The sequence below is a fragment of the Sodalis sp. dw_96 genome, from assembly GCF_018449575.1.
GTDB lineage: Bacteria > Pseudomonadota > Gammaproteobacteria > Enterobacterales > Enterobacteriaceae > Acerihabitans.
This window is the reverse complement of record NZ_JAAVUT010000019.1, coordinates 70,685-83,856: the sequence shown is the minus strand read 5'-3', so window position 1 is coordinate 83,856 and position 13,172 is coordinate 70,685. Positions and strand designations below refer to the sequence as shown.

Below are 13,172 nucleotides of genomic sequence, written 5' to 3'. Positions count from 1 at the left end.
ATCACCCAGCGTGCAACGATCGTGTTAAAGGGAGGCCGATCAGCAATAACCGTAATTCATCAACCTTTGGTAACGGCGATTTAATAACTCTTCTTCACTAAAGGTATCCAGTTCGCCGAGATCCGACAGCAGTTGCGCTTTCAACGACGAGGCAATGGCCGGCACATCGCGGTGGGCGCCGCCCAGAGGTTCCGGGATAATACTGTCAATCAGCTCCAGCTCCTTCAAGCGCGAAGCAATGATGCCCATGGCCTCTGCGGCAATGGGCGCCTTGTCCGCGCTCTTCCATAATATGGACGCGCAGCCCTCCGGCGAAATCACCGAATAGGTGCTGTATTGCAGCATATTGACCTTATCCCCCACGCCGATAGCCAACGCGCCGCCGGATCCCCCCTCACCGATAACGGTGCAGATAACCGGAATCCGCAAACCCGCCATCTCCCGCAGATTATGGGCAATGGCCTCCGACTGTCCGCGCTCTTCCGCGCCGACCCCCGGATAAGCACCGGGAGTATCGATAAAGGTGAGCAACGGCATATTGAACCGGTCGGCCATTTCCATCAAACGCAGTGCTTTACGGTAGCCTTCCGGCGCCGGCATACCGAAGTTGCGGCGGATTTTCTCTTTGGTTTCACGCCCCTTCTGATGACCGATAATCATCACCGGCCGTCCGTCGAGACGCGCGGTACCGCCGACAATGGCCTTGTCGTCGGCATAAGCGCGATCCCCCGCCAACTCATCAAAATCAGAGAAGACGTGCTGGATATAATCCAGCGTATACGGCCGACGGGGGTGGCGGGCCAATTGGGCTATTTGCCAGGCGCCCAGATCGGAAAAAATCTTGTGGGTCAGCTCTACGCTTTTCTCGCGTAAACGCTGAACTTCCTCATCCAGATTAATATCTAATTTTTCGTCTTGACGGCTGACTGCGGTCAGCGAGTCAATTTTCGCTTCCAGCTCTGCAATCGGCTGTTCAAAATCAAGAAAATTCAGACTCATATTATTCCTATATTAGTCAAATTCCAGTTCCACCTGCTCGTTGCCCACCAGAGTACGCAGATCATTCAGCAACCGGTCGGTCGGCGTGACACGCCATGTCGCGCCAAATCTTAACCTGGCACGAGCATCTTCACGTTGGTAATAAAGATGCACTGGAATCGTCCCCGATCGATGCGGTTCCAACGATAAGCGGAGACGGTTTAAAAGCTGGTCATCAATTTGCCTGTCGGTCAGCGATATAGCAAGCCCGCGGGCATATTTTTCACGCGCTTCGCTGATATCCATCAGCTCGCGGGCAGTCATTTTAAGGCCGCCGTTAAAGTCGTCAAAGCTGACCTGTCCCTGGGCTATCAGGATACGGTCTTTTTCCAGCAAATGCTGATATTTCTCCAGGGCGTCGGTGAACAGCATCACGTCCAAACGCCCGGAGCGATCGTCCAAGGTACAAACGCCGATACGGTTGCCCCGTTTGGTCACCATCACGCGGGCCGACAACACTAAACCCGCCGCGGTGACCATTTTACCACGGTCGGTGGGATGCATGTCCTTGAGCCGCAAACCGCCGGCATAACGCTCGATTTCCTTCAAATAACGGGTAATGGGATGGCCGGTCAGGTAAAGCCCGAGGGTCTCCCGCTCACCGTCCAGCACCACATGTTCCGGCCAGGGCGGAACCGTACTGTAAGAGGCTTCCACCGCTTCCGGCGCCTCGGCCAGTACGCCGAACATATCACCCTGCCCGATGGCTTCGGCTTTTGAATGCTGTTCAGCCGCTTTGAGCGCATCCCCAAGGGAATTCATCAGCGCCGCGCGATGGGGACCAAGCCGGTCGAACGCGCCGGACATGATTAATTTCTCCAGCATCCGGCGGTTAAGCTTTTTAATATCGGTGCGGGCGCATAAATCAAACAGCTCTTTGAAGTGTCCATCCAGGTTGCGGGCATCGATAATGGCCTCAATCGGACCTTCCCCCACCCCTTTGATGGCGCCGATGCCATAGACGATTTCACCTTCGTCATTGACATGGAAATGGTACTGTCCGCTGTTAATATCCGGCGGCAAGACCTTCAGCCCCATGCGCCAGCATTCGTCCACCAGTCCCACTACCTTTTCGGTATTATCCATATCGGCGGTCATCACCGCCGCCATAAACTCGGCCGGATAGTGCGCCTTTAACCATAGCGTCTGGTAGGATACCAGCGCATAGGCGGCGGAGTGCGATTTGTTAAAACCGTAACCGGCGAATTTTTCCACCAGGTCGAAAATATGCATCGCCAGTTCGCCGTCGACGCCGATACTTTCCGCACCGGCCTTGAACACCGACCGTTGCTTGACCATCTCTTCCAGTTTCTTTTTACCCATGGCGCGGCGCAGCATATCCGCCCCCCCAAGCGTATATCCCGCCAGCACCTGGGCAATCTGCATCACCTGTTCCTGATACAGGATAATGCCGTAGGTGGGTTCCAGCACCGGCCGCAGGGATTCGTGCTGCCATTGGATATCCGGATATGACAGCGCCTCGCGGCCGTGTTTACGGTCGATAAAGTTATCCACCATGCCGGATTGCAGCGGCCCGGGTCTGAACAGCGCCACCAGGGCTATCATGTCTTCAAAGCAGTCAGGCTGCAGACGCTTGATAAGATCCTTCATGCCGCGGGATTCCAGCTGGAAAACCGCGGTGGTTTCCGAGCGCTGCAGCATGTCGAAACTTTTTTTGTCATCTAGCGGAATGGCGGCGATATCCACCGGCGGCAAGCCCTGCCTGCCGCGCCGGGCGTTGATCATTTCCAGCGCCCAGTTGATGATGGTCAGAGTGCGCAGTCCGAGGAAGTCAAACTTCACCAGTCCGGTATATTCCACATCGTTTTTATCAAACTGTGTGACCGGGTGATTACCCTCGGCATCGCAATACAGCGGAGCGAAATCGGTGATTTTGGTGGGAGAGATCACCACGCCGCCGGCATGTTTACCCGCATTACGGGTTACCCCTTCCAGCTTGCGCGCCATGTCGATCAACGACCTGACTTCTTCGTCGGCGTCGTAGATGGCCTGCAGCTGCGGTTCGGCGACAAAGGCTTTTTCCAGCGTCATGCCCGGGTCGAGGGGCACCAGCTTGGAAATGCGGTCGACAAAACCGTAAGGATGGCCCAGCACCCTGCCGACGTCGCGGATAACCGCTTTGGCCGCCATGGTGCCGAAAGTGATAATTTGGGAAACCGCGTCCCGCCCGTAGGTTTCCGCCACGTGATCTATCACCAGATCCCGCTTCTCCATGCAAAAATCCACATCAAAGTCGGGCATAGAGACACGTTCGGGATTAAGGAACCGTTCAAACAGCAAATCGAACGCCAGCGGATCCAAATCGGTGATTTTCAGGGAGTATGCCACCACCGATCCCGCACCCGAGCCGCGTCCCGGGCCGACCGGTACGCCGTTGTCCTTGGACCACTGGATAAATTCCATCACAATCAGGAAGTAACCGGGGAATCCCATCTGGTTGATAACCTGGAGTTCCCGCTCCAGCCGCTCGTCATAAGGCGTCCGTTTGGACTGGCGCTCCTGCGGGTCGGGAAACAAAAAAGCCAGCCGTTCTTCCAGCCCCTCGTGGGCGCGGGCCACCAGAAAGTCTTCCGTGGACATATCGCCGGTGGGGAATTGCGGCAGAAAATATTCCCCCAGCCGGATAGTGACATTACACCGCTTGGCGATTTCAACGCTGTTGAGCAGCGCTTCCGGCAGATCGGCGAACAGCTCGCACATTTGCTCTTCGCTGCGCATAAACTGCTGGGAACTGTAATGACGGGGTCTTTTAGGATCGTCCAGGGTGAAACCGTCATGGATCGCCACGCGGATTTCATGAGCGTCGAAATCGTCCTCGGCGAGGAAGCGGACATCATTGGTGGCCACCACCGGTAATTGATGTTCGATGGCGATGGCCACCGCCGCGTGCAGATAGGTCTCTTCATCCGGCCGGCCGGTGCGTATCAGCTCAAGATAGTAGCGATTGGGGAAATACTGCTTATAGAACTCCAGGCACTGCTCCACCTGCGGTTTATTGCCGCGCAGGAGAAACTTGCCCACGTCCCCTTTGCGGGCGCCGGAGAGCAGCAGCAGACCCTCGCTGTGGGTAATCAGCCAATCCCGGTCGATAATCGGTCCGGCGGCCCCGTAGCCTCGCTGATAGGCTTCCGAAACCAGCAGAGTCAGGTTTTGATAGCCGGTATTGTCCGCCGCCAGAATGGTCAGTTCCGCCAGTTCGTCTCCCAGCATCTCGCTTTGCACCAGGACATCCGCGCCGACAATGGGTTTGATACCCGCGCCATGGGCGCTGCCGTAGAATTTCACCAGTCCGCACAGGTTGGTAAAATCGGTGATGGCTAGCGCGGGCATCTTGAGCGCCGCGGCTTTTTTCACCAATGGGCCGACTTTGGCCAGCCCGTCGATCATGGAATAGTCGCTGTGCACCCGCAGGTGAATAAAACGGGGTTCGGTCATTATCCTGCCACCAAAGGTTGATTATACCCGTGATACTTCAAGTTGCAGGTGCGTTGGCTTTCCTGCGCCTTGAATTATCTAGGGTATTTTAATTTATGGGCCTAAAAACCGCACGGCATCTCGAAATCTCATCACAGCCCCAGTACCCGCTTCACCGGGCCGAAACTCCGCCGATGATGCACTGTCGCCCCCAGCAGCGCCAGTTTTTCCAGATGATACGCGGTGGGATAGCCTTTATGTTGAGCAAAACCGTATCCGGGAAACTCCAAATCCAATTCGGCCATTTCACGGTCTCGTGACACTTTGGCCATAATCGATGCGGCGCTGATTTCCGCCACCAGGTTATCACCTTTGACCACCGCCAGGGACGGCATAGGCAGCACCGGACAGCGATTGCCATCGATTAAGACGTAATCCGGGGCCAGAGACAGCCCCTGTATCGCCCGCTGCATGGCCAGCAGAGTGGCGTGAAAGATGTTCAAGCGATCGATTTCCACCGCCTCGGCGCGGCCCAGGCTCCAGGCCAGGGCTTTATCCTGAATTTCATCGTAGAGCGCCAGGCGGCGTTTTTCACTGAGTTTTTTTGAATCCGCCAGACCGCAAATCGGACGTAAGGGATCCAGGATTACCGCGGCGGTCACCACCGCCCCCACCAGCGGGCCGCGTCCTACTTCATCGACGCCGGCGATGCACCGGGCTATCGGATAGACAAACAATTCCGTCATAATGTTATGAGTTTCATGACCGCCTGGGCGGCCTGCTCATCGGCATTGCAGCGAATACTTTTATGCAGCTCCAGGAAGGTCTCTTTGAGTTCCCGGCTGCGGGTGTCGCTGTTCAATAGCGGCAGCAGCGCCGCCGCCAGCTTCTCCGGCACGCACTCTTCCTGAAGCAGCTCCGTCACCAATTCACGGCCCGCCAGCAGATTGGGCAGGGAAACGTAGGGGGTTTTCACCAGCCGGCGCGCCAGCCAAAAGGTCAGCGGTTTCATGCGATAACCCACCACCATCGGGCATTTGGCCAGCATGCACTCCAGGGCGGCGGTGCCTGACGCCAGTAAGGCGGCGTCTCCGGCTATCATGGCTTCCCGCGCGTGCCCGTCCAACAAATGTACCCGGAGACGGGGGGCGGCCCGCGCTTTGATTTTTTCAAACTGTTCGCGTCGGCGGGCATTTACCAGCGGTACCAGGATCTCAAGATCGGGAAAATGCCCGCTGAGCAATTGGGCGGTATGCAGGAAGTCCGCGCTGAGCATCTCCACTTCGGCGCTGCGGCTGCCGGGCAGCAACGCCAGACAGCGGGCCGCGACGGGAATACCCAGCGCTTGCCGCGCCGCAGTTTTGTCGGGGACCAGGGGCATGGCGTCCGCCAGGGTATGGCCGATAAACTGGCAGGGAACGTTAAAACGATCGTAGAAGGCTTTTTCAAACGGTAAAAACGCCAGCACATTGTCGGTGGCCCGACCGATTTTAAACACCCGCTTCTGACGCCAGGCCCATACGGAGGGGCTGACATAGTGAATAGTGTGGATGCCGCGGCGTTTCAACCGGCCTTCCAGGGTGATATTAAAGTCGGGGGCGTCTATGCCGACAAACACATCCGGCATCAACGCGCCGAAACGCCGGGTCAGGTCACGGCGAATCTTCAGCAAACGCGGCAAGCGTTCCACCACTTCCACCACCCCCATCACCGCCAGCTCTTCCATTTCATACCAGGCCTCGCATCCCTCGGCCAGCATGCGCGGCCCGGCCACGCCGACAAAACGGGCTTCGGGCAAATGCCGCCGGAGGGCGCGAATCAGTCCCGCGCCGAGGATATCCCCTGACGCCTCGCCGGCCACCAGGCCGATAACCACGGAAGGCGCGGACATAATCAGCGAATGATGCCCCGCTGTGAACGGGCAAGAAATTCGGTGAATGCCCCCACCGCCGGATGCTGTGCCGCCATCACCTCGAGTTCCGGCTTGATCTCGTCCAGGGTTTTACCGCTGCGGTAGATCAATTTATAGGCGGAACGGATGGCTTGCAGCGCTTCTTTATCAAAACCCCGACGCTTCAGCCCTTCAATATTAAGGCCGAAAGGCGTGGCATGATTACCCTGGGCTATTAAATAGGGCGGGACGTCCTGGGCGACGCCGGAACATCCACCCACCATGACATGGGCGCCGATGGAGCAAAACTGATGCACCGCGGTCATGCCGCCGATAATGGCGTAATCATCAATGGAGACATGGCCCCCAAGGGTGGCGTTGTTCGCCAGAATACAGTGATTGGCCACGCGACAGTCATGGGCGATGTGCGTATTGACCATCAGCAGATTATCGTTGCCGACCCGGGTCACCTCACCGCCTTGCACGGTACCGCGATGGATAGTCACGCTTTCGCGGATCCGATTGCGGTTGCCGATTTCCACCCGGGTGGGCTCACCAGCATATTTCAGATCCTGATTCACTTCGCCGATGGTGGCGAACTGATAGACCTGGTTTTCTTCACCGATTCGGGTGATGCCGTTAATGACCACATGGGATTTCAGCACCGTACCGGCGCCGATTTCCACCTGTGGGCCGATAAAGCAGAAGGGTCCGATATGGACGCCGGCATGAAGTATGGCACCGTCTTCAACGATGGAGCTGGGATGGATAAAGGCGGATTGATCTATCACGTTATCAGGACTCCCGACGGCGGGCGCACATCATTGACGCTTCACAGGCTATCTCGCCGTCTACCTTGGCAACTCCCTGGAACCGAGCAACTCCGCGGCGCTCTTTGATAAATTCAACCTCGAGGATCATCTGATCGCCGGGCTGAACCGGACGTTTGAAACGAGCGTTATCCACTGCTGCAAAATAGTATAGTTCACCGGGTTCCAGTTTACCGACGCTCTTGAATGCCAGTATCCCCGTCGCCTGAGCCATCGCTTCGAGAATCAGCACCCCCGGAAAAATAGGTTTACCGGGGAAATGTCCCTGAAAAAACGGCTCGTTGTAGGAGACATTTTTTACCGCGCGCAAGAATTTCCCTTTTTCAAAATCCAGAACGCGATCCACGAGCAGAAATGGAAAGCGGTGGGGCAATAATTCCAATATCTCTTCTATTTGCAGAGTATGTGTGTCAGTAGTCAAAATACTCTTCCTGTCTTAAAAAAAACGATGGCAGTAACAACACGGCCTGCAATAACCCGATTATGGGTACATTAGCAGGCCGCAAATAAAAAAATGTCTTCGTCAGGCATAAGGCCCGAACGCGCATTATCAGCTCAGTTGGCGAAGGCGGTTAGTCTTTTGCTGATTTTCGCTCGATAGCTTTTAATCGCTTGCTCATCTCGCTGATATTCATGACCAGCGCTGCGGTCTTTCGCCAAACTTTATTGGGCTGCAATGGAATACCCGAAGAGTATACGCCGGGTTCAGTGATAGGTCTCATCACCATTCCCATACCGGTAATGGTCACCTTGTCACAAATTTCCATATGGCCGTTAATGACGCTGGCACCGCCAATCATGCAATAACGGCCGATGGTCAAGCTGCCGGCCATAATCACACCGCCGGCAACAGCAGTATTGTCGCCAATAATAACGTTATGTGCAATCTGGCACTGATTATCGATAATGACGCCGTTACCGATAACGGTATCATCAAGAGCACCACGATCAATGGTGGTACAGGCCCCGATTTCAACCTTGTCGCCCACAATCACCGTGCCCAGCTGAGGAATTTTGATCCAGGTACCGCGATCGTTGGCATAACCGAAACCATCGGCGCCAATAACCGTCCCGGACTGTATCAGGCAATGCTCGCCGATACGGACTTCATGATATACGGTGACATTGGCCCATAACCTTGTGCCTGTCCCGATTTTACTATTTTTACCGATAAAACAACCCGGGCCGATAATGACGTTATCCCCCAGGATGACACCGGATTCGATAACCGCGTTGGCACCGACGGCTACCTGCTTGCCCAGCTGCGCCGCCGGGGATATTACCGCGCTGGCGGCGATATCTTCCGCCGGCGCCGGGGTGGTATCCATCAGTTGCGCCATGCGGGCATAAGTCAGATAGGGATTTTTGACCACCAGCGCCGCGCTTTTGCAGTAAGGCAAATCGGCGGCGGAAAGCACCACGGCCGAGGCCTGGCAGGTAGAAAGTTTTTCATGAAAGCGGCTGTCGGCCAGAAAAGTGATTTGGCCGGCGGAGGCGGAACCCATGGAGGCAATGCCGGTGATGACGAGATCGCCATCACCGTGCAATTGTGCATCCAACTGCTGCGCTAAATCAGCAAGTCGAATTAAAGGCATGACTTATTTGACCTGTTTCAACACGTCGGAAGTAATGTCTTGTGAAGCACCGGCATACGCCACGGCGTTGGTATCGATAACGATATCATAGCCTTGTTTGCTGGCGACGGTTTTCACCGCATCCTGAATACGGCTCAGGATTTTATTGCGTTCTTCTGCCTGACGGCGACGGTTGTCCTGCTCAAAAGCCTGGGCTTTGGCGGAAAAATCCTCACGCTGAGCCATGACGTCTTTTTCCATACGGCTGCGATCGCTGGCCTTCATGGTAGAGCCGTCACGTTGCAGACGTTGCATTTTGCTTTGCAGGTCCTTTTCTTGAGCTTGCAGATCAGCAGCGCGACCCTTGAACTCATTTTCAAGCTGCGCAGCTACAGTAGCGCGCTGAGGTAATTGCTGAAAAATACTCGCAATATTGACGACAGCAATTTTATCAGCAGCTTGCACGCTGGCTGAGGCAGCCAATGCTAATCCGAGGCCCGCGGCATACAACCACTTTTTCACTATAAACTCCTTAACCCTACATGTATGTTTAAAATCATTTCAAATCGACGCAATACTACCACGTTTTACCAATATTAAACTGGAACTGCTCGGCTTTGTCGCCTTCTTGTTTTTTAACCGGCTGGGCGTAGGAGAAGACCAACGGCCCCAATGGTGACATCCATTGCAACGCGAAACCGCTGGAAACACGGATATTGCCGGGTTCACTATAGTCCGGCACCCCCGCCGCGCGGGTCTGCGCGGTATTCTGCCAGGCGGTATCCCATACCGTGCCGCTGTCCACAAAGAACGAGGTACGGATGGAGTTGGCGTATTTTGCGCTGACAAACGGCGTCGGCACGATCAATTCCGCGCTTAACAACGCCATGGCGTTCCCCCCCACCGCGTCACTGGATTTATCCAGCGGACAGGCGCTGTAGGAGGTGGCTCCGGCGGCGCAATTGTAATAAATGGCTTTCGGCCCGATGGTATTGGACCGGAAACCACGCACCGTGGTGGAACCGCCGGCGAAGAAGTTGTCGTAGAACGGCACTTCCTTGCCGCTCAAACCATCGGCATAACCGGCGCGTCCGCGGCCCATCAGCACCCAGCTGCCATTGTCGGTCAGCGGCAGATAGCTGGTGGTGTCGAAGGTCACCTTGTAATATTTGTTATCGGAACCCGGAACGGTGACTTTACCGCTCAGGCTGGCGGTGGTGCCGGAGGTCGGGAAATATCCCCGGTCGAGATTGTTGTAACTCCAGCCTGAAGTGAAGAAGAAGTCATCGGCGCTGAAATCGGAGTCGGACGTTTCGTTTTCACCCACCACGATCTTCGGGAAAATGCCGTTGGAATTCAGATAACGCCACATGGCAATCTGGGGTTGCATGTTCGACAAATCATTGTGGACATAATCCACGCCGAAGTTCAGTGAATTGGTATCACTGATAGGGAAGCCCAGCGTAGAGCCGATACCGTAGCTCTTGTTGGTATAATCCGACAGATCGGCGTCGTCCGCCTTAAAGTCGTTATAGAAAATACGTCCCCCCAGGCTCACACCGTCAACGGTGAAGAAGGGGTCGGTGAGAGAGAGTTCGGCGTAGGTCTGATAATCGTTCTTGGTACCGCTGATACCCACCGAGTTACCGGTACCCAGCCAGTTGTCCTGCTGAATCCCGAACTGGAAGCTGACACCGCTTTCGGTACCGAAACCGATACCGAAGTTGATGCTGCCGGTATTACGCTCCTTGACCTTATAAACCACGTCAACCTGGTCGTCGGTGCCTGGCACGCGCTGGGTGTCGGCATCGACGGTTTCAAAATAGCCGAGCCGGTTCAAACGTTCCTTGCCCTGATCCACCAGATTGCTGCCCAGCCAGGCGCCTTCCATCTGGCGCATCTGACGGCGAAGGACTTCATCCTTGGTGATGTCGTTGCCTTCGAACCTTATGCGCCGAACGTAGTAACGGTTACCCGCATCAACGTTGATATGGAGCTTCACGGTCTTGGCGGTGTCGTCTATCTCGGGCTGTGTCACCACGCGGGGATAGGCGTAGCCGTAACGACCCAGCAGCTGCTTGATGTCGTTTTCCATTTTGGTGACTTTGGCGCCGCTGTACAAATCACCCGGCTTAACCTTGGACAAGGCGTCGATTTCGGCGGAATGGCCGGCCAGATTACCGTTCACCACCGTACCGGACAGCGTATACTGCGCGCCTTCGGTAATGTTCAGGGTGATGTAGATGCCTTTTTTATCCGGCGTCAGACTGACCTGGGTGGAATCGATACTAAAGCGCGCATAACCGCGATCCAGATAGTAGCTGCGCAATGTCTCCAGATCGCCCGCCAGCTTTTGCTTCTCGTATTTGCGATCCCCCACGACGTTCCACCACGGCACTTCGTCCCGCAGTTGGAACCGGGATACCAGCTCATCGGTGGTGAAGGCATGGTTGCCGACGATATTGATCTGCTGGATTTTGGCTGAAAGGCCTTCAGTGAAGACAAATTTCAGATCCACCCGGTTACGCGGCAATGGCGTCACCACGGCTTTCACCGTCGCGCTGTATTTGCCGACACTGTAATAAAAATCCTCAAGCCCCTTCTCAATATTGGAGATGGTGGTGCGATCCAGCGCTTCGCCGACGCGGACCCCTTGGGCGTCGAGATTCTGCTTGAGCTGTTCTTCTTTCACCGCTTTATTGCCGGAAAAGGTGATACTGGCAATGGAGGGGCGCTCCTTGACCTGAACGACCAGCGTATCTCCATCACGCAGCACCCGGACATCCTCAAAGTTTCCGGTGGCAAATAAGGCGCGGATAGTATTGCCGATATCTTCATCACTGGCCGTGTCTCCGACACGTACCGGCATACTGAGTAACGCCGCACCGACGGCGACTCGTTGCAGTCCTTCGAAATGAATGTCCTTCACTACGAACCCGTCTGCACCGTATACGGTGGCGCTGCTAAGAAGCAGCGACGCTATGAGCAACTTTTTCATCGCCATCGTGGTTATGCGTTCTTCCTAACATAATCCCCGGCGCTAGAGCCGGGAGAAATCATTGAAAAGGGCAAGTCCCATTAACAACACCAGCAAAATCGAACCGATGCGATAACTGAAATCCTGCACTCGTTCGGAAACCGGCCCACCCTTAAGCTTTTCTATCGCCAGGAAGAGCAAGTGACCACCATCTAACACCGGTAACGGGAACAGATTGATAATACCCAGGTTGACGCTGATCAGCGCCAGGAACATCAGGTAATAAACCAAACCATATTCCGCCGACATCCCCGCGCCCTGGGCTATTGAAATCGGCCCGCTCAGGTTATTCAGCTTCACATCCCCCGTCACCAGTTTACCCAGCATACCGACGGTTAACTTCATCAGTTGCCAGGTTTTATCGCCAGCCTGATAAACCGCAGGAATCAGGCCGTACTGGCGTATCGTTTTATACTCCTCGGGCAGCGGTATCACTTGTGGCACCACCCCCGCGAAACCTTCCACCTCGCCTCTACCCACCGTTCTTTCGTCGGGCGTCAGGGTAATCGGCAACGTTTCTCCCCGCCGTTCTATTTCCAGCAACAGCGGCTGGCCGGGTTTGTCACGCACCTGCATAACAAAATCCTGCCAGCGCACCAGCGGGCGACTATCGACTTTAACGATCCTGTCGCCTGCTTGCAAACCGGCTTTCTCCGCCGCGGAGGCTTTTTGAACTTCCGACAGCACCGGCTCTATTTGCGGACCGCGGGGAATGATCCCCAATGCAATAATCGGATCCTGCTTATCCGGCTCGAATTTCCAGTTGCGCAAATCGAGGGTTTTTCTCTCCACCTGTGGAGAACCGAATTGAGCGACGCCCACCGTGGTCTGGTTGTCGCCTATTTTACCAATCAATTCTAAACGAACCGAATCCCAGTCAGGCGTTTCGATGCCGTCAACCGACTTTAGTTCCATGCCCGGTGAAATTTCCGCCTGGGCAACGATAGAATCAGGGGTAACCTCACCGATAACCGGACGAAAACTCGGCACACCGATAATAAACACCAGCCAATAGGCAAACACCGCAAAAATAAAATTGGCAATGGGACCCGCGCTGATAATGGCGGCGCGCTGCCATATCTTTTTATGATTGAAGGCTTCATGACGGCGTTCCGGCGGCACGGTATCCACCCGCTCATCAAGCATTTTCACATATCCCCCCAGGGGGATAGCCGCAATAACATACTCGGTGCCGCGACGATCCGTCCAGCGCCACAAGGCGCGGCCGAAACCGATGGAGAAGCGCTCCACGGTGACTCCGCACCGGCGCGCCACCCAGAAATGGCCGAACTCATGCACCGTAATCAATATGCCCAGTGCAACGATAAACGCAGCGAGACTCCAGAGAAAGTGCAACATGATAACTC

Annotated in this window: 10 protein-coding genes; all 10 read right to left on the bottom strand. The window is 55.4% G+C overall.

Annotation, left to right across the window (positions count from 1 at the left end):
• Nucleotides 1-39: 39 nt before the first annotated feature.
• Nucleotides 40-999 carry an acetyl-CoA carboxylase carboxyl transferase subunit alpha gene (gene accA / locus HB631_RS21435; RefSeq protein WP_213993210.1) on the bottom strand — a complete coding sequence of 320 codons (960 nt, stop codon included), beginning with the start codon at nucleotides 997-999 and terminating at the stop codon, nucleotides 40-42.
• A 12-nt stretch (nucleotides 1,000-1,011) separates the two neighbouring features.
• The gene (dnaE, locus tag HB631_RS21430) at nucleotides 1,012-4,494 is read right to left on the bottom strand and encodes a DNA polymerase III subunit alpha (protein ID WP_213993209.1); all 3,483 of its coding nucleotides are present in this window, start codon (nucleotides 4,492-4,494) and stop codon (nucleotides 1,012-1,014) included.
• Nucleotides 4,495-4,625: 131 nt separating this feature from the next.
• The gene (rnhB, locus tag HB631_RS21425; RefSeq protein ID WP_213993208.1) at nucleotides 4,626-5,219 is read right to left on the bottom strand and encodes a ribonuclease HII; all 594 of its coding nucleotides are present in this window, start codon (nucleotides 5,217-5,219) and stop codon (nucleotides 4,626-4,628) included.
• On the bottom strand, nucleotides 5,216-6,364 hold the full coding sequence (gene lpxB, locus HB631_RS21420; protein ID WP_213993207.1) for a lipid-A-disaccharide synthase: 1,149 nt from the start codon (nucleotides 6,362-6,364) through the stop codon (nucleotides 5,216-5,218). The genes rnhB and lpxB overlap by 4 nt, the downstream gene beginning before the upstream one ends.
• A 2-nt stretch (nucleotides 6,365-6,366) precedes the next feature.
• Entirely contained in the window at nucleotides 6,367-7,155 is a 789-nt protein-coding gene (lpxA, locus tag HB631_RS21415) for an acyl-ACP--UDP-N-acetylglucosamine O-acyltransferase (protein ID WP_213993206.1), read from the bottom strand.
• A gap of 4 nt (nucleotides 7,156-7,159) precedes the next feature.
• Nucleotides 7,160-7,615 carry a 3-hydroxyacyl-ACP dehydratase FabZ gene (gene fabZ, locus HB631_RS21410; protein ID WP_213993205.1) on the bottom strand — a complete coding sequence of 152 codons (456 nt, stop codon included), beginning with the start codon at nucleotides 7,613-7,615 and terminating at the stop codon, nucleotides 7,160-7,162.
• Between the two features lie 151 nt (nucleotides 7,616-7,766).
• The gene (gene lpxD / locus HB631_RS21405; protein ID WP_213993204.1) at nucleotides 7,767-8,789 is read right to left on the bottom strand and encodes a UDP-3-O-(3-hydroxymyristoyl)glucosamine N-acyltransferase; all 1,023 of its coding nucleotides are present in this window, start codon (nucleotides 8,787-8,789) and stop codon (nucleotides 7,767-7,769) included.
• 3 nt (nucleotides 8,790-8,792) lie between these two features.
• On the bottom strand, nucleotides 8,793-9,290 hold the full coding sequence (gene skp / locus HB631_RS21400; RefSeq protein WP_213993203.1) for a molecular chaperone Skp: 498 nt from the start codon (nucleotides 9,288-9,290) through the stop codon (nucleotides 8,793-8,795).
• Nucleotides 9,291-9,345: 55 nt separating this feature from the next.
• Nucleotides 9,346-11,772, bottom strand: coding sequence for an outer membrane protein assembly factor BamA (gene bamA / locus HB631_RS21395; protein WP_213993202.1), 2,427 nt, complete (start codon nucleotides 11,770-11,772; stop codon nucleotides 9,346-9,348).
• 36 nt (nucleotides 11,773-11,808) lie between these two features.
• The gene (rseP, locus tag HB631_RS21390; RefSeq protein WP_213993201.1) at nucleotides 11,809-13,164 is read right to left on the bottom strand and encodes a sigma E protease regulator RseP; all 1,356 of its coding nucleotides are present in this window, start codon (nucleotides 13,162-13,164) and stop codon (nucleotides 11,809-11,811) included.
• Between the last annotated feature and the right edge of the window lie 8 nt (nucleotides 13,165-13,172).